Raw genomic sequence first — 16,424 nt, forward strand, 5'->3', positions numbered from 1 at the left:
CCAGCTCGGCCCGCCGGCTCGCCAGCAGCGCGCGCAGCGCCGCCCGGGCGCCGGGCAGGGCCTCGGCCGGCAGCGCCAGGCCCTGCAGGCCGGCGTGCAGCTCGGCCTGGAAGCGGGCCACCTGGCCCAGGTCCTCGACCTCGGTGTCCAGCCCACGCCAGGTGCCGGGACACCGGGCCTGCAGGCCGTCCAGGGCGTGCAGCCGGGCCTCCAGCTGGGCGCGGGCCTGCAGCAGGGCGTGGCGCTGCTGCAGTTCGGCACCGCAGCGGCCCCCGGCCACCTCGGCATGGGGGGTGGCCAGGGCGCCGCGCAGCACCAGGCCGTCACGCTCCTGCTCAAAGGCCAGGGCGGCGCGCAGGGCGCTCTCGTCGGTTGCCAGGCCCTGCCACAGGCCCAGGCTGGGTGCGGTGAGGGAGGCGCCGTCGGCCAGCACCCGGTCCAGCTCGTGCAGGGCCTTCAGGCGCCGGGCCTCGCGCTGCCAGCGCTCGCCGCAAGCCCCCTCGGCGGCCAGCCCCAGGCCGTCCAGGCGGTAGGGCTGGCCCTGGCGCGCGGCCAGCAAGGCGGCATGGGTGCGCAGGGCGGACTGGAGCACTTCCACCCGGGTCCGGGCGCCAGCCCACAGGCCATCGGCCTGGGCGCCGGGGTCGAGCTGCAGCACCTCCTCGTGCAGCTGGCGCAGGCGCACCAGGGCGGCCAGGTCCTCGGCCACGCGGGGCTCGCCGGCACCGTCGATGGTGGCCTCCAGCGCCGCGCGCACCCGGCGCTGGCTCAGCCAGGACAGGGGCCACAGGCGGGTCTGGGCCTTGGCCCATTCGCGCTGCAGCTGGCCCACTGGCAGCTGGGCCAGGCCGGGGCCGTAGGACACCGACAGGCCGGCCCGCAGCCGGTGCATCTCCTCCAGGCGCTGCACACCCTGGGCCAGCTCGGCGGCCAGGGGGGCGGGCCAGGGGGTGCCCAGCTCGGCCTGCAGGGCCCGGCGCCGCGCCAGCTGGCCCAGGGCCTGCTCCAGCGATTGCCGCAGCGCGGCGGGCCAGGGGGCGGGCAGGCGGGTACTGAGGGCGCGGTGCTGGGTCAGCAGGTCCTGGCCCGCGCGCAGCTCGGCCAGGAGGTGGTCGGCGTCCTCGCGGGCGCAGAAGCTCCAGTCTTGCGCGGCCGCCTGGGGCAGCGCCTGGGCCAGTCGTCCCAGGGCCAGACGCGGCCCACGGCTCAACGCCGGCAGGTCCAGGCCCGCCAGCCGGCACAGCGTCTGCGCGGCGCGGCAGACGTCCAGGCTGGCCGTGCGCAGCACGGTGGCGGCCCGCTGCATCTCCTGCTGCCACTTGGCTGACCATTGGGTGGCCAGCACCGGGGCCAGCGGCCCATCCGGCAGCAGGCAGGCACCCACCGCCGTGGCGTTGACCTGCAGCCGGGCCACCCGCTCGCGCAGGTCGGCCAGGGCCGCGGTGTCATGGACCTGGGCCGAAGGCCAGGCCAGGCGCAGCGCGGGCACGCCCTCGCCGCCCACCACGGTGCCGATGGCCTGGTACACGCTCAGGCCGTTGGCGTGGCGCTGGTGCAGGCGCTGCACGTAGGTGGAGAGCTGACTGCGCACGCGCTGCAGCTGCTGGGCCTGGGCGGCCCAGCCGGCCTCGTCCACGCCGCCGCGGCAGTCCCAGGCGCGTTGCAGCTGGCCCAGCACCTCCAGCTTGCGGCTCTTGCTGGAGTGCAGCTCCAGGCAGAACTCGCCCAGGCCCACCTCGCGCAGGCGGCGGTACACCACGTCCAGCGCGGCGATCTTCTCGGCCACGAACAGCACCCGCTTGCCCTCGGCCAGGCACTGGGCGATGAGGTTGGCGATGGTCTGGCTCTTGCCGGTGCCCGGCGGGCCGATGAGCACGAAGTCCTTGCCCTTGGCCGCGGCCATCACCGCCGAGAGCTGCGAGGAGTCGGCCGGCAGCGGGCTGAAGACCTGCTGGGGCGGATAGTCCTCGTCCAGCCGGCGCGGCTCGGGAAAGGCCACCGGCGAGGCATAGGGCTCGCGCGGCGTGTCCAACAGGTGCGCCACCACCGGCGAGCGCCGCAGCGCCTCGGTACGGGCGACCAGGTCCTTCCACATCAGGTACTTGGCAAACGAGAACATCGAGAGCACGACCTCCTCGCTGACCTCCCAGCCCCGGATGTCCTTGATGGCGGTGCGCACCCGGTTCCAGATGCCGCCGATGTCCAGCCCGTTGTCGTCGCGTGGCAGGTCGCCTGCGGCCACGCCCAGCTCCAGCTGGAAGTCCTGGCGCAGCATCTCCACCAGGGTCGGGTTGAACAGTGGCTCGTCCTCGTGCAGACCCAGGGTGAAGCCCGAGCGGGCGCTTTTGCGCTGCAAGGTCACGGGCAGCAGCACCAGCGGCGCCTTCAGGCGGGTCTCGGGCTTGTCGGGCCGGGTCCAGGTCAGGAAGCCCAGGGCCACGTAGAGGGTGTTGGCGCCGCCTTCCTGAAGGGCGCTGCGTGCGCCGCGGAACAGCTCCACCAGCCGCGCCTCCACCTCCTCCTCGTCCAGGCGGATGACGAGTTCGCGGCGTCGCAGGGCCTCGGCCGCGTGCTGGCGGTGCAGGTCCTCCAGGGTGCGGGCCTCATGCAGCGTCTGGCTGCGGGGGTCGCGGCCCTCCATCAGGGCGGGACTGGCCACCAGCTTCAGGGCCTGGCCGCCGGCCAGCGCGTCCTCCAGCGCGGGGGCGGCGGCCTCCAGCAGCAGGGACTTCTTGCCGGGCTTGAAATGCAGCAGGGCGTTGCGCAGCGACAGGTCCAGCAGCTTGCGCTGCCAGCGCGCCAGCCGGTCCTTGGGGTCGAGCTCGGCGGGGGGCGGCTCGCCGCCGGGGCCGGGGGGCAGCTCGGGCGGTGGCTCCACGGCGCCGGTGCCCGTGGCGGTGTCGGTGGGCTCCGCGTCGTCTGGCGGCGGGGTCAGGGCCTGAGCCAGGGCCAGCGGGCGGATGCGCGACAGGCGCGCCCGCCGGATGTCCACCACCAGCTCAAAGTCAGCGTCCAGGGCCTCGTCCAGCTGCTTGTTCGCTTGGGCCAGTGCCTGGCTGAACGCCACCGGTTTGCCTTGGGCGGCCAGCGTGGTCTCGAAGACGATCAGCTCTTGCAGCTTCAGGCGCTTGCGCAGGGCGGTCACGTCGTCGACCACTGCGCTGGCAAAGGTCTCCTCGCGCAGCCACAGGCCCACAAAGGCATGCCCGCGGGTGAAGACCAGCAGCGGGTTGAGGTGGGCCTGCTCCAGGCCCGCGGCAAACAGCAGGCTCAGGTCCAGGCAGGTGCCCAGACCCGCCTCCAGCACCTGATGGGGGCTGCGCACCTTCTGGCCGGTCTGCTCAAAGCTGGCCGGTGGCAGCGCGTAGTGCAGGCCGCACTGCAGCACCGCCGTCCACAGGGCCGAGGCCAGTTCCCAGGCCCGGCGCGGGCCCTGGGCATAGCCGTCGATGGCGCCGACGCGCCCGGCCGACTGCAGCGCCACCGCGGCGGCCTTGAGCAGCCGGTCCACCGCCGGATCGTTGGGCTGCACAAAGGCGGCCACCATCTCGGGCATGCCCTGCAAGCCGCCCCACTGCTGGCGCGGCAGCAGCGCCACGGTACGGGTGCAGCGCGCCAGCACCTCGGCCGGCGCCTGTGCGCTGCGCAGCTCAAACACCACCGTGGCGGTCTCGGCCTCGGTCAGGCGCGAGAGGTGGGCGCCGTTGAGCGGCAGGTCCAGCGGCGCCACGTGGAAGGTCTGCCCCGGCCCCACCGCGTCCAGCGCCCACTGGCGGGGCTGGAAGACCGGTGGCTCAGCGCTCACCGAGAGCGTCAGCGCCTGCAGCGCATGGGCGCTGTGGTTGACCACCACCAGCTCATGCAGGGCCGGTACCGCGTTCTGGAAATCGGCCAGGTTCAGGCGGCTGACCAGGGCCGCCTGCAGGACCACCCCGGTCCCCTGGCGCTGTGCTTGCGCTTGTTGTTCTGATGGAGCGTCCGGTGCCGTGTCCGGGCGCTCTTCTTCCTGGATCCTCATCACTACTTCCCGTGCTGGGGCCGCGTCGCGCCAGGCCCAACGCCTGGCGCCGCACGTTAGGCGAAACCCCTGACCTCTCAGGATAGCGCCCAGACCGTAGGCCACGGGTTTCGGGGCTGTCCGTGATGACGGCCGCCGCCGGTGCGCGCGACACTGCCGGCCATGAAGATCGACTTTGACGGCCTGCAGGCCTTTGTGGCCATTGCCGACCTGGGCGGCTTTGGCAAGGCGGCTGAAACCCTGCACCTGACCCAGACCGCGCTCACCCGCCGGCTGCAGAAGCTGGAGGGCTGGCTGGGCCTGCAGCTGGTGGAGCGCAGCACCCGGCGGGTGGCGCTGACCGCCGTGGGCCGCGAATTCCTGCCCCAGGCCCGCGCCATGGTGCAAGACGTGAGCGGCGCCATGCACCGCCTCAAAGAGATGGCGCAACACGGCCACGGCCAGTTCACCCTGGCCTGCATCCCCAGCATGACCTCGCATGTGCTGCCCGGCCTGATCAGCCAGTACGCCCAGCGCCATCCCGGCAACCACATCCGCCTGCTGGACGGCGCCTCCACCGAGGTGCGCCAGGCCGTGCTGGGTGGGCAGGCCGAGCTGGGCGTGGCACTGGCCGGTGAGCGCCATGCCGAGTTGGCGGAAACCGCCCTGTTCGAGGACCCGCTGGTCTTCATCTGCCGGGAGAGTCACCCCCTGGCCGCGCAAGACAGCCTGCGCTGGGACGACATGCGCGGCCAGGACCTGGTGGGGGTCAACGGCTTCATGGCCACCCGCATCGAGATGGACTACCAACTGGCCAAACGCGGCATCACCCTGGCGGCGCGCTATGAGGTGCAGCACCACGCCACCGCGCTCAACCTGGTGGCCGCCGGTGTGGGCTGCGCCATCCTGCCGGCCTCCACCTTCCGTGAGGGCGACCGACCCGGTGTGCGCCGCCTGGCGCTGACCCAGCCCACGGTGCGCCGCCAGGTGCGTCTACTGCAGCGCCGCCATGGGGTGCTGTCTCCGGCCGCGCAGGCCTTTGTGCAGTTGCTGCGTGAGGTGGACTGGGCCGCCGCACCGGACACGGTGCCGCCCACCCCGGGCTGAGGCCCGACGCCGCGGGCGATTCATTGATGCTCATGAAGCATCAATAGCCGACTGGAATTCATTTCACGCATCAATGCGTGATGGGAAGAATCCGCCTCCGTCAACACCAGGCCGCGACGGAGCGGATTCACGATGCACACCGATGTGCTGGTCATTGGCGGCGGTAACGCCGCCCTGTGCGCTGCGCTCACCGCCGCTGAGGCGGGGGCGCGCGTGCTGCTGCTGGAGTCCGCGCCGCGGGCGCTGCGCGGCGGCAATTCCGCCCACACCCGCAACCTGCGCTGCATGCACGACGCGCCGCAGGACGTGCTGGTGGAGGCCTACCCCGAAGAAGAGTTCTGGCAGGACCTGCTCAAGGTGACGGGCGGACGCACCAACGAGCATTTGGCGCGGCTCACCATCCGCGCCTCGTCCACCTGCCGGGGCTGGATGCGCCGCCATGGCGTGCGCTTTCAGCCACCGCTCTCCGGTGCCCTGCATGTGGCGCGCACCAACGCCTTTTTCATGGGTGGCGGCAAGGCCCTGGTCAACGCCTACTACCGCAGCGCCGAGCGCCTGGGCGTGCAGGTGCGCTACGAGGCGCCGGTGCAGCGCCTGGAGATCGAGAACGGTCGTTTTGTGGCGGCCTGGGCCGGTGAGGAGCGCATCACCGCCCGGGCCTGCGTGCTGGCCGCCGGTGGTTTTGAGAGCAACCGCGAATGGCTGCGCGAGGCCTGGGGCCAGAACGCCCGGGGTGAGTGGCCGGCGGACCAGTTCCTGATCCGCGGCACGCGCTTCAACCAGGGCGTGCTGCTGCGCCACCTGCTGGAGTCCCACGGCGCCGAGCGCATTGGCGACCCCACCCAGGCCCACATGGTGGCCATTGACGCCCGCGCCCCGCTCTATGACGGCGGCATCTGCACCCGCATCGACTGCGTCTCGCTGGGCATCGTGGTCAACCGCGAGGCCAAGCGTTTCTACGACGAGGGCGAGGACTTCTGGCCCAAACGCTACGCCATCTGGGGCCGCCTGGTAGCCCAGCAGCCCGGCCAGACCGCCTGGAGCGTGATCGACGCCAAGGCGGCCGGCCGCTTCATGCCGCCGGTGTTCCCCGGCGTGGTGGCCGACAGCCTGCCCGCCCTGGCCCGCGCCCTGGGCCTGGATGAGGCCACCTTCCTGCAGACCGTGAACGACTACAACGCCGCCTGCCAGGGCGGCCGCTTTGACCACACCGTGCTCGACGACTGCCACACCCAGGGCCTGCAGCCGCCCAAGACCCACTGGGCCCGCCCGCTGGACACGCCGCCCTACACCGCCTACGCGCTGCGCCCCGGCGTCACCTTCACCTACCTGGGCCTGAAGACCGACGACACCGCCGCCGTGCGCTTTGCCGGTCAGCCCAGCGACAACCTGTTCGTGGCCGGCGAAATGATGGCCGGCAATGTGTTGGGCCAGGGCTACACCGCCGGCGTGGGCATGTCGATTGGCACGGCCTTTGGCCGCATCGCCGGGGCCGGCGCCGCCACCGCCGCCGGCCACGCCACCACCGTCCGCGATGAATCGGAGGCCACCGCATGAGCACGCCGGCCCTGATCGACCTGACCCGCCAGGCCCGCGCGCTGGCCAACGCCCCCTTCGCCCACGCCGGCGCGGCCGAGGCCGAGGTGGCCCGCGTGCTGCAGATCTGCAACGCCTGCCGCTACTGCGAAGGCTTTTGCGCCGTCTTCCCGGCCATGACCCGGCGGCTGGACTTTCCGGCCGCCGATGTGCATTACCTGGCCAACCTCTGCCACAACTGCGGCGCCTGCCTGCACGCCTGCCAGTACGCGCCGCCGCACGAATTTGCGGTGAACGTGCCGCAGGCCATGGCCCGGGTGCGCGGCCAGACCTACACCACCCACGCCTGGCCGCCGGCCCTGGGCATGCTCTACCAGCGCAACGGCTTGGTGGTGGCCCTGGCTTTGCTGGCCGCGCTGGCGGCCTTTCTGGCCGGCGGCGTGGTGGTGCAGGGCGGCTGGGCTGGCCTGTGGCAGGCGCCCGCCGGGGCCAACTTCTACAGCGTGTTCCCGCACCACCTGCTGGTGAGCCTGTTCTTGCCGGTGTTTGCCTGGGTGGTGCTGGCCCTGGGCCTGGGGCTGCGGCGCTTTTGGCGCGGCATCACCCCGGTGACGGGCGCCGTGCCCCCCGCCGGCCCGGCGCAGGCCGACGCCGCCCACGACGTGCTCACCCTCAAGCACCTGGACGGCGGCCACGGCGACGGCTGCCATGAGGCCGACGAGGCCTACACCCTCTGGCGCCGCCGCCTGCACCACCTCACCTTTTACGGTTTTGGCCTGTGCTTGGCCGCCACCGGCGTGGCCACGCTGATGCACTACGTGCTGGGCCAGCCCGCGCCCTATGACCTGCCCAGCCTGCCCAAGCTGCTGGGCGGGGTGGGTGGCCTGAGCCTGCTCGTGGGCTCGCTGGGCCTGGGCCTGCTGCGCTGGCGCCGCCACCCCCTGCACGGCGACGCCGCGCAAAAGCCCATGGACCTGGGTTTCATCGCCCTGCTGGCCTTGAGCGCGGGCAGCGGCCTGGCCTTGTGGGCCGCCCGTGGCCAGCCGGCCATGCCGGCCCTGCTGTGCGGGCACCTGGGCGCGGTGATGGCCCTGTTCCTGACGATGCCCTACGGCAAGTTCGCCCACGGCCTCTACCGCAGCGCCGCGCTGCTGCGCCACCACGTGGAGCGCCGCCTGCCCAACCCCATCGGGCTGGGCGCCGACTGACGGCCCTACGCCACCTGGCCCTACGCCACCTGCACGCCGCCGACCTGGCGCCTTTCCTCCCCCCACACCCCACCACAAGACTGGAGACACCATGACCGCCGACGCCCCCTTCCCGCTCACCACAACGCGCCGTGCTGCCCTGCGCGCGCTGTCTGCCACCGCCCTGGCCGCCACCGCCCTGGCCAGCCCGGCCCAGGAGTTCCCGCCCAAGAAGACCGTGACCCTCGTGGTGGGCTTTGCCGCCGGTGGCGCCGCTGACCTGGCCGCGCGGGTCATCGGCAAGAAGCTGGGCGACCAGACCGGCCTGACGGTGGTCATCGACAACCGCGCCGGTGCCGGCGGCAACCTGGCCCACCAGTACGTGGCCCAGGGCCCGGCCGATGGCAGCGTGCTGCTGTTTGGTTCGGTGGGCCCGCTGGCCATTGCGCCGCACCTCATGAAGGTGGGCTACGACCCGGTCAAGGACCTGGCCCCCATCACCATGGGCGTGAACTTCCCCAATGTGCTGGTGGTGCATGCCGGTGCCGGCATCAAGACCTTTGCCGAGTTCATCGCCACCGCCAAGAAGAACCCCGGCAAGCTGGACTACGCCTCCACCGGCCCCGGCTCGGCCTCGCACTTGGCGGGCGAGCTGATGGACGACATGGCCAAGATCGACACCGTGCACATCCCCTACAAGGGCGGCGCCCCAGCCCTGCAAGACCTGCTGGGCGGCCGCGTCACCAGCTACTACAGCACCTACTCCACGGCGCAGCAGCACATCGACACCGGCAAGCTCATCCCGCTGGCCGTCACCGGCCCCAAGCGCCTGCCGCAGCTGCCCCACATCCCCACCATCGCCGAGTCGGGCTACCCCGGCTACAACGCCACCAACTGGTACGCCTTTGTCGCCTCCTCCAAGGTGCCCAAGGCGGTGCTGGACCGCTGGAACACCGAACTGGTCAAGGTGCTCAAGTCGCCTGACGTGGTGGCCGAGCTGAACCACCACGGCATGCCGCCCGCCCCCAGCAGCCGCGAGGAGCTGGGCCAGGAGATCGCGCGTGAATCGGCCTACTGGGGCCGGGTGATCCGCGACCGCAAGATCGTCATGCAATGAGCCGCGCAGGAGAAACCAAGATGAACCCCGTCCTGAATGCCTCCGTGCGCTGGTCCCGTCGTGCCGCGCTGGGCACCGCCTTGGCAATGGGCAGCCTGCTGGCCAGCGGCCAGGCCCTGGCCGCTGAGCTGCGTGTCATCACCAGCGGCGCCTTCACCGAGGCCTACAAGCAGCTGATCCCGCTGTTCGAGGCGGCCAGCGGCCACACCGTGCTCAGCAGCTTTGGCGCCTCGGTGGGCAACGCGCCCGATTCCATCCCCAGCCGCTTTGCCCGGGGTGAGAAGTTTGACCTGGTCATCCTTTCTGAGACCGGTCTGGAGGCGCTGGAGAAGGCTGGCAAGCTGGTGCCCGGCTCGCGGCAAGACCTGGCGCGCTCGGCCATTGGCGTGGCGGTGCGCAAGGGCACGCCCAAGCCCGACATCTCCACCGTGGCCGCGCTCAAGCAGACGCTGTTGAACGCCAAGTCGGTGGCGTACTCGGCCAGTGCCAGCGGCACCTACCTGTCCACCGTGCTGTTCCCCAAGCTGGGCGTGGCCGAGCAGCTGGAGAAGACCGGCAAAAAGATCTTCAGCGAGCGCGTGGGCGCCGTGGTGGCCCGCGGGGATGCCGAGCTGGGCTTTCAGCAGGTCAGTGAGCTGATCTACTTCAAGGAGCTGGACTTTGTGGGCACCCTGCCCGAAGAGGTGCAGCAAAGCCTGTTCTTCTCCGCCGGCCTGGTGCAGGACAGTGAGCAGGCGGCGGTGGCCCAGCAGTTGGTGCGCTTTCTGCGCTCGGCGGCGGTGGCGCCGATGGTGCGCGCCACCGGCCTGGACCCGGTGGGCCAGCCGGCGGCAGCAGGTACAAACGCACGATGACCGTCCCGCCGCCACCCTCGGCCCCCGCCCCGCTGGATCCGCAGGCTGCACCGCAGCAGCCCGGTGGCCCGGGGGAGCTGTTCACCGCCTTCACCTGGACGGCGTTGCAGGGCTTTGGTGGTGTGCTGGCGGTGGTGCAGCGTGAGCTGGTGGAGCGCCGGGGCTGGTACTCCAACGCGGGTTTTGTGCAGGACTGGGCGGTGGCCCAGGTGCTGCCCGGGCCCAATGTGTGCAACCTGGCGCTGATGCTGGGCGACCGCACCCACGGCTGGCGGGGGGCGCTGGCGGCGCTGGCCGGCCTGCTGGTGGCGCCGCTGCTCATCCTGCTGACGCTGGCGGTGCTGGTGGGCGGTGCCGCCAGCCACCCGGCCTGGCAGGCGCCGCTGCAGGGCGCGCTGCGTGGCATGGGGGCGGTGGCTGCCGGCCTGATTGCCGGTACCTCGCTCAAACTCTTCATGGCCCTGCGCGGCCACCCGTTGCGCTGGGCTGGTGCGGGGGCGGTCGCTGCCTGCGCCTTTGCGGGCCTGGTGGTGGCCGGCTGGCCTTTGACCGCCCTGGTGCCCGGCCTGGGCACCGTGGCCTGCGCCCTCACCGCCTGGCGCCTGCACCGGGCCGATCTCGCCCATCACGCTGGACGTGCCGCCGCTGCGCCGGCCCACCCCCCGCAGGATCGCACCCCATGAGCCCCACCGACTGGCTGGACCTGATCTGGCGTCACCTCACGCTTTCCTTGCTGGCCGTGGGAGGCGCCATCACCTTGGCGCCGGCGCTGCACCAGTACCACGTCGGCGAGCACGCCTGGCTGAGCGAGGCCGAGTTTGCCCAGGCCCTGACCCTGGCCCAGGCCGCGCCAGGGCCCAACGCGCTGTTCATCGCCCTGCTGGGCTGGCAGGTGGGCCTGCACAGCGCCGCCGGCGGCCCGTGGTGGTGGCAGGGGCTGTGCGGCCTGGCCGCCGCGCTGGCCGTGCTGGCCGCCCTGCTGCTGCCCAGCAGCCTGCTGACCCTGACCCTCACCCGCTGGACCCAGCGCCACCGTCAACACCTGGGCGTGCGCGCCTTCCGTCAGGGCCTGGCGCCGGTGGTGGTGGGCGTGCTGGGGGCGGCCAGCATGCTGCTGCTGCAGGGCCAAAGCGGTGGCCGCTGGCCGGAGGCCCGCTGGGCCGTGGCCGGCGTGGTGATGCTGCTGGTGTGGCGCACCAAGCTCCACCTGCTGTGGATGCTGGCCGCCGGCGCCGCGCTGGGCAGCTTGGGTTATTTGTGAGCCTGCGGGCGGCTGACCGGCCCGGGTGAATCAGTCGACCACTGGCAAGGCTCGGGCCAGCGGCACCTCGTGCAGTGTGAAGCTGGTGTACACCTCGGCCACGCCGGGCAAGGCGCGCACCTGCCGCACCAGGCGGGCAAAGGCGTCATGGTCCGTGGCCACCAGCTCAATCTGGTAGTCGTAGCCGCCCGAGAGGTTCTGGCAGGACAAGGCGCCGCTCAATCCCGCCACCGCACGCTCAAAGGCTGCGGCGGTCTCCAGCGTGTGGTCCTTCATCTTCAGGCTCACAAAACCGTGCACGTCCAGGCCCAGCAGGCGCCGGTCCAGCGCCGCGTGGTAGCCCCGTATGAAGCCTGCCTGCTCCAGCAGCTGCACCCGCCGCCAGCACGGCGAGGGGGAGAGCGACACCTTCTCGGCCAGCTCGGCCATGGTGATGCGGCCGTTGGTCTGCAGGGCGCGCAGGATCTCGCGGTCGATGCGGTCCAGGTCGGGGGCGGACTTCATGCGGTGGGGCCGGAGGTGTATCCGGTAGGTGGGTCGAGATTGGAAGAATATTCCAAGAACCTGCGCTTTCCGGGGCAGGAATTGGCAGCCTTTTTCAGCCCGGGGCACGGATGATGAAGCCGTGCCGGCCGGTGCCCGCCCTGGGTGCCCGCGCCTTTCTCCTCCTCATTCCCAGGCCTCTGTTCATGTCCACTGCACTTTCTGGCGCCGCGCCCCAGGCCCGCCCCGCCGTCCGCCAACTGGCGGGCTCCCTCATCCGCGAAGTGGCCAACGCCGGCATGGGCCGCACCGATGTGCTGCCCTTCTGGTTTGGCGAATCCGACCGGCCCACCGCGCCCTACATCCATCAGGCGGCGCAGCAGTCGCTGGCTCAGGGGGAGACCTTCTACGCGCAGAACCTGGGCCGGCCCTACCTGCGTGAGGCCATCGCCGTCTACCTGAGCGCCTTGCACGGCCGCCCGCTGGGGCCAGAGCGTGTGGTGTCGGTGCCCTCCGGCATGGCCGGCCTGTTGATGGCCTATGAGCTGCTGCTCTCTCCCGGTGACCGGGTGGTGGCCGTCACCCCGCTGTGGCCCAACTTGGTGGAGGCGCCACGCCTGTTCGGCGCCAGCGTGGCACGGGTGTCCTTGGTTGTTCAAGACGGCCGCTGGTCGCTGGACCTGCAGCGCCTGCTGGACGCGCTGACCCCCGACACCCGCCTGCTGGTGCTCAACTCACCCAACAACCCCACCGGCTGGACGATTGATGCCGCCAGCTTGCAGGCCGTGCAGGCGCACTGCCGCCGCCACGGCATCTGGATCCTGAGCGACGACGTGTACGAGCGCCTGGTCTATGACCCCACCCAGGCCAGCGCCCCCTCGCTGCTGCGAACGGCCGACCCGCAGGATCGCCTCATCTCGGTCAACAGCTTCTCCAAGGCCTGGTGCATGACCGGCTGGCGCGCCGGCTGGATGGTGCTGCCCGCCAGCCTGGTGGACGACGCCGGCAAGGTGGCCGAGTACAACTTCTCCTGCCAGTTCGAGCCGGTGCAGCGTGCCGCCACCGCCGCCTTGCAACAGGGTGAGGCCGACGTGGCCCGCCTGCGCGAATCCCTCAGCCACAGCCGCCAGCTGCTGAGCACCGCCCTGGCCGCGCTGCCGGGTGTGGAGGTGCCCGAGGCCGGCGGCGCCATGTATGTGTTCTTCCGCCTGGCCGGCCACGGCGACTCTTTGGCGCTGGCCAAACAACTGGTGCAACAAGTCGGCCTGGGCCTGGCGCCCGGCGCCGCTTTTGGCGCCGAGGGCGAAGGCTGGCTGCGCTGGTGCCACGCCGTGAGCGATGACCACAAGCTGCGCGAGGGCGTGCAGCGGCTGCGGCGCTTTTTGGGCGTTTGAAGGTTGGACGGCCCGGCGTGTGGCGGCGACTCAGGGGCTGCTGGCCGGCCGGGGCGGCAGGCGCAGCACCACGCGCAGTCCGGGCTCTTTGGTCGGCGCCAGCAGGTAGCCAATGGCGTTGGGGTCGGCGCGCAGACGCCGTGCCATGTCCGCGTCGTCACGGGCCTGGAGGGGCGGACGCAAGCGACCCGAGAACTGCAGGCGTGCCCAGTGGCTGTCCACCTGGGCGGGTGTGGCCTGGCCCAGGCCGGCATAGAACAGGGCGCGGGCCTCGGCGCCGCGGTGCTGTTCAATGGGCTGGGTGGCGGGGTGACCGGGCAGGGCGGTTCGCCGGCCGGTGTAGAGGTCAAAGAGCTGGCGCACTTCGGCGGTGGTGACGGCACTGCCCTGGCCCACCACCACCAGCAGCTCGGGTTCGGGCCCGCCCTGGGCCCGGGCGACGATGGGCACGCCCAGCCCGGCCAGGCTGGTGGCCATGGCCAGGGTGAAGGCGTGGCAAAGGAGGGGGTGGTGCATGGCAAGCCCCACCTCAAAAGATGAAGTCATACGAGGCGCTGAACACCTGCGCGTTGCCCACCGCCGGGCTGGGCTGACTGGTGTCGTGCAGTTGGTCCCACTGCAGCTTGAAGGCCGTGCCGGGATGCAGCTCCCGGCGCCAGGCCAGCAGCCAGCCATGGTGGCCGTAAGTGCCCAGGCCGGTGTCCAAAGACGTTTCCTGGTAAGCGTTGTGTCCGGCGGTCCAGGTGCTGGCCCCGTCGCGCCAGCCCAGCGTGGCCAGGTGGAAGCGCGCCCGGTAGTGCAGGGCGGGGCGGTGGGTCTGGCCCCATTCGCTGCGCAGTGCCCAGGGCCCCCAGTCGCGGTTGATGGCCAGGCCCGAGAAGCGCTGCGGCGGGCCGCCCAACGGCACCTCCACCGTGCCGGTGCTGGCGTCGGTCTGGCGGTATTGGGCCTGCAGGTGGCTGAGCCGGCCGCTCCAGCCGTCTTGGGAGGCCTCCAGCACCAGACCGCGGATGTCTCGCCATTCCAGCGTGCGCGAGCGCAGGTCGAACAGGCCCAGGAAGGCGTTGTCGGTGCTGCGTTCCTGCCCCAGCAGCAGCTCGGCGCGCAAGTTCAGTGCGCCCTGCCGATGGGTGTAGGCCAGGCTCAGGCCGTTGTAGTTGACGACGTCCCAGCCGTAGACGTCGGGGCTGGGTCGCACGGTGTCAAAAGCGAAGCCCACGTCCTGGAAGTCGGAGTAGTGGTATAGCGGTAGCCGCTTGCGCCCCAGCTGCAGCTGCCAGTCGGGGCTGAGCCGCCAGGTGGCGTAGGCCCATTCCAGCTGCAGCGGGCGGCGCAGGGCGGTGCGGGCGGTGAGCTGGGTGGTCAGACTCAGTTGGGGGGCCAGACGCCAGTCGGCCTGCAGGCCGGCACGGGTTTCAGGTTGCAGGCTCCAGTGGTCCTGGTACAGGCCGCCATGGGCCCAGTCGGCCACAAAGCGTGTGCACGGCCCGGCCTGGGTGCCACCCAGCTGCGCCGCGCTGCAGGCACCGGCCGTGCGGCCCAGCACCAAGGAGCCAAAGCCACTCAGGCTGAAGGTCCCGGGGTCGCGGGTCCCCGCCGCAGCCCCCGCCGACGTCGGCGGACTGGCTGCAGTCTGGCCGACGGGCGGGGCCGATGCCGGGTCCGTGGCCGCGACCCCCTGGGCCCAGCCCGTGGTGGCTGGCACGGCCCCCAGCAGCGGCAGCAGCAGTGCGGATCCCCAGACACCCAGCACCGCCAGGCTGGGCGACGTGACCGGGGCGGCGGGCGGGGCCACAGGTGCCAGGTGATCAAGCGGCATGGGCGGTGTCCGGTGTCAAGGCGTCCAAAGTCGCTTCAGCCACCGCAAAGCAGCCCTTGCCCGCCTGCTTGACGACATACATGGCCTGATCCGCAGCGGCCAAAAGACCCACGGGCGAGTGGGCATGAAGGGGATAGCTTGCGGCGCCCACACTGGCCCCGACCTGGCAGCTGCGGCCATCGGTCAGCGGCACGGGTTGGCGCAGCTGCTCAATGAGCTGCAGGGCCTGCTGGCGCACCTCGGGGGCATGAGCGTCCAAGCCCGGTAGCAGCACCACCAGTTCGTCGCCACCCAGCCGGCCTACCAGGTCTTCGCGGCGCCGGAAGATCAGCCGCAGCCGCTGCGCCGTGGTCACCAGCACCTGGTCGCCAGCGGCGTGGCCGAGCTGGTCGTTGACCGCCTTGAACCCGTCCAAGTCGATGTAGAGCAGCGCCAGCGGCTCGCCACGGTCGCGTGCCTGGTTCAGCGCATGTTGCAGGTGGCGTTCAAAGAAGGCGCGGCTGCGCAGGCCGGTCAGGGTGTCGTGGTCGGCCAGGTGCCGGGTGCGCTCTTCTTCCAGTTTGCGCTGGGTGATGTCATGCAGTGCGCCCTCCACGCTCCAGCGCTGCCGGTCGGTGTCCTCCACGGGCAAGGGGCTCAGCACACAGTGGGCCCAGAAGACGGGCCGGCCGGCGGCCACCAGCGGCAGGTCAGCCGACTGGGTCTGGCCGGTCTGGCGCACCGCAGCCACCAGATCGGCCAGGCCCGCGCCGGTGGGGTCCAGCAGGCCCACGGCGCCGCCCTGGGCAGCCAGTTGCTGGCGGCCTTCGGGCCAGCCCAGCAGGCGCGCCAGGGCTGGGTTGGCGTCCAGCAGCCGGTCTTCGCCGTCCAGCAGGAACTGTCCCGCAGCGCTGGCCACGAAGATGCTGCGGTAGCGCTGCTCCATGGCCGCGATCTCCGCGCGCAGGGCCCGTTCGCGCTGCAGGGCCTGTAGTTGCAATTGCAGCAGCTGGTTGACCGACTGGGTGACGGTGCCGATCTCGTCGTGCGCATGCTCCGGCGGCAGTGGCAGGCCCAATGCCTGCCCCGGCTGGGCGCTGGCCAGCCGCTCAGCCAGCTGGTGCATGGGTTGCGAGAGCAGACGGCGCGCCAGCCGCTGGACCACCGCCAGCGTGGTGGCCACCAGCAGGGCCTGGAGCAGCAGCAGGCGCAGGACTTCCGTGCGTACCTCTTCCTCCAGGTGGCCGGTGTTCATCCACACCTGCAGCCAGCCCACGGTTTCCGTGGCTGAAAACGGCGAGCTCAGCGGTACGGTCCAATGGGGGGTGGCCAGCAGGCTGAGGTCAGTCCCGGGGCGTGCCAGCTGGACCGACGGCGCCAGCGTGCGGTCTACCAGCCGCACCTCAACGGCCTGCACCGCGGGCAGGCGCACCAGGCCGGCCCCCAGCTCTTGCAGCACGGTGGCGTCAAAGGCATAGGCCCCAGCGGCCAGCGACGGCACCATCGCCTGCACGGCGGCTTCGACGGTCTGGTTCAGCTCCTGGCGCCGGTGTTCCGCCGCGAGCGGCCAGACCAAGGCGAGCATGGCCAGGACGAGGACCGCAGAGGTGAGCAGCAAGGCACGCCGAAAGCGGGCATGAAGACTGGATGACATTTGCAGTGGCGTCCCTGGGGGGCGCTCAGACTGGGT

General features: G+C 71.6%; 13 protein-coding genes. 8 read left to right on the top strand and 5 right to left on the bottom strand.

The annotated features are described in order from the left end of the window. Positions 1-4,018 (bottom strand): DUF4011 domain-containing protein (locus G3A44_RS18105; RefSeq protein ID WP_163459162.1); only part of this gene is annotated, 4,018 nt, incomplete at its 3' end. A 162-nt stretch (positions 4,019-4,180) separates the two neighbouring features. Here G3A44_RS18105 and G3A44_RS18110 point away from each other — a divergent pair. The 7 genes from G3A44_RS18110 to G3A44_RS18140 all read left to right on the top strand — a co-directional run bounded on the left by G3A44_RS18110 (position 4,181) and on the right by G3A44_RS18140 (position 11,059). Then, positions 4,181-5,104, top strand: a complete 924-nt coding sequence (locus G3A44_RS18110) for a LysR family transcriptional regulator (protein ID WP_163459163.1) — start codon at positions 4,181-4,183, stop codon at positions 5,102-5,104. Between the two features lie 132 nt (positions 5,105-5,236). Next, entirely contained in the window at positions 5,237-6,661 is a 1,425-nt protein-coding gene (gene tcuA / locus G3A44_RS18115) for an FAD-dependent tricarballylate dehydrogenase TcuA (protein WP_163459164.1), read from the top strand. Then, positions 6,658-7,848, top strand: coding sequence for a tricarballylate utilization 4Fe-4S protein TcuB (tcuB, locus tag G3A44_RS18120; protein ID WP_163459165.1), 1,191 nt, complete (start codon positions 6,658-6,660; stop codon positions 7,846-7,848). Before tcuA ends, tcuB begins: the two co-directional genes overlap by 4 nt. A 91-nt stretch (positions 7,849-7,939) precedes the next feature. Beyond that, the gene (locus tag G3A44_RS18125) at positions 7,940-8,944 is read left to right on the top strand and encodes a Bug family tripartite tricarboxylate transporter substrate binding protein (RefSeq protein ID WP_163459166.1); all 1,005 of its coding nucleotides are present in this window, start codon (positions 7,940-7,942) and stop codon (positions 8,942-8,944) included. Positions 8,945-8,964: 20 nt separating this feature from the next. Continuing rightward, a complete protein-coding gene (locus G3A44_RS18130; protein ID WP_239061952.1) occupies positions 8,965-9,798 on the top strand; it encodes a substrate-binding domain-containing protein in 834 nt (277 codons plus the stop codon). Then, positions 9,795-10,481 carry a chromate transporter gene (locus tag G3A44_RS18135; RefSeq protein WP_163459168.1) on the top strand — a complete coding sequence of 229 codons (687 nt, stop codon included), beginning with the start codon at positions 9,795-9,797 and terminating at the stop codon, positions 10,479-10,481. Before G3A44_RS18130 ends, G3A44_RS18135 begins: the two co-directional genes overlap by 4 nt. Beyond that, the gene (locus tag G3A44_RS18140; RefSeq protein ID WP_163459169.1) at positions 10,478-11,059 is read left to right on the top strand and encodes a chromate transporter; all 582 of its coding nucleotides are present in this window, start codon (positions 10,478-10,480) and stop codon (positions 11,057-11,059) included. The genes G3A44_RS18135 and G3A44_RS18140 overlap by 4 nt, the downstream gene beginning before the upstream one ends. 30 nt (positions 11,060-11,089) lie before the next feature. On the opposite strand, the gene G3A44_RS18145 is transcribed toward G3A44_RS18140, so the two are convergent. Beyond that, on the bottom strand, positions 11,090-11,563 hold the full coding sequence (locus G3A44_RS18145; protein ID WP_163459170.1) for an Lrp/AsnC family transcriptional regulator: 474 nt from the start codon (positions 11,561-11,563) through the stop codon (positions 11,090-11,092). Between the two features lie 185 nt (positions 11,564-11,748). Here G3A44_RS18145 and G3A44_RS18150 point away from each other — a divergent pair, with 185 nt between their 5' ends. Beyond that, positions 11,749-12,936 carry a pyridoxal phosphate-dependent aminotransferase gene (locus tag G3A44_RS18150; protein WP_163459171.1) on the top strand — a complete coding sequence of 396 codons (1,188 nt, stop codon included), beginning with the start codon at positions 11,749-11,751 and terminating at the stop codon, positions 12,934-12,936. 30 nt (positions 12,937-12,966) lie between these two features. On the opposite strand, the gene G3A44_RS18155 is transcribed toward G3A44_RS18150, so the two are convergent. The 3 genes from G3A44_RS18155 to G3A44_RS18165 are packed head-to-tail and all read right to left on the bottom strand — an operon-like array spanning position 12,967 to position 16,388. Continuing rightward, positions 12,967-13,452 (bottom strand): hypothetical protein, encoded by a 486-nt coding sequence (locus tag G3A44_RS18155; RefSeq protein ID WP_163459172.1) that lies wholly within the window; start codon positions 13,450-13,452, stop codon positions 12,967-12,969. Positions 13,453-13,465: 13 nt separating this feature from the next. Then, positions 13,466-14,755: a hypothetical protein gene (locus G3A44_RS18160; RefSeq protein WP_163459173.1), complete on the bottom strand. Its 1,290-nt coding sequence runs from the start codon at positions 14,753-14,755 to the stop codon at positions 13,466-13,468. After that, the gene (locus G3A44_RS18165; RefSeq protein WP_163459174.1) at positions 14,745-16,388 is read right to left on the bottom strand and encodes a sensor domain-containing diguanylate cyclase; all 1,644 of its coding nucleotides are present in this window, start codon (positions 16,386-16,388) and stop codon (positions 14,745-14,747) included. Before G3A44_RS18165 ends, G3A44_RS18160 begins: the two co-directional genes overlap by 11 nt. Positions 16,389-16,424: the final 36 nt, after the last annotated feature.

It is taken from the genome of Ideonella livida, assembly GCF_010499455.1.
Classification (GTDB): Bacteria; Pseudomonadota; Gammaproteobacteria; order Burkholderiales; family Burkholderiaceae_C; genus Ideonella; species Ideonella livida.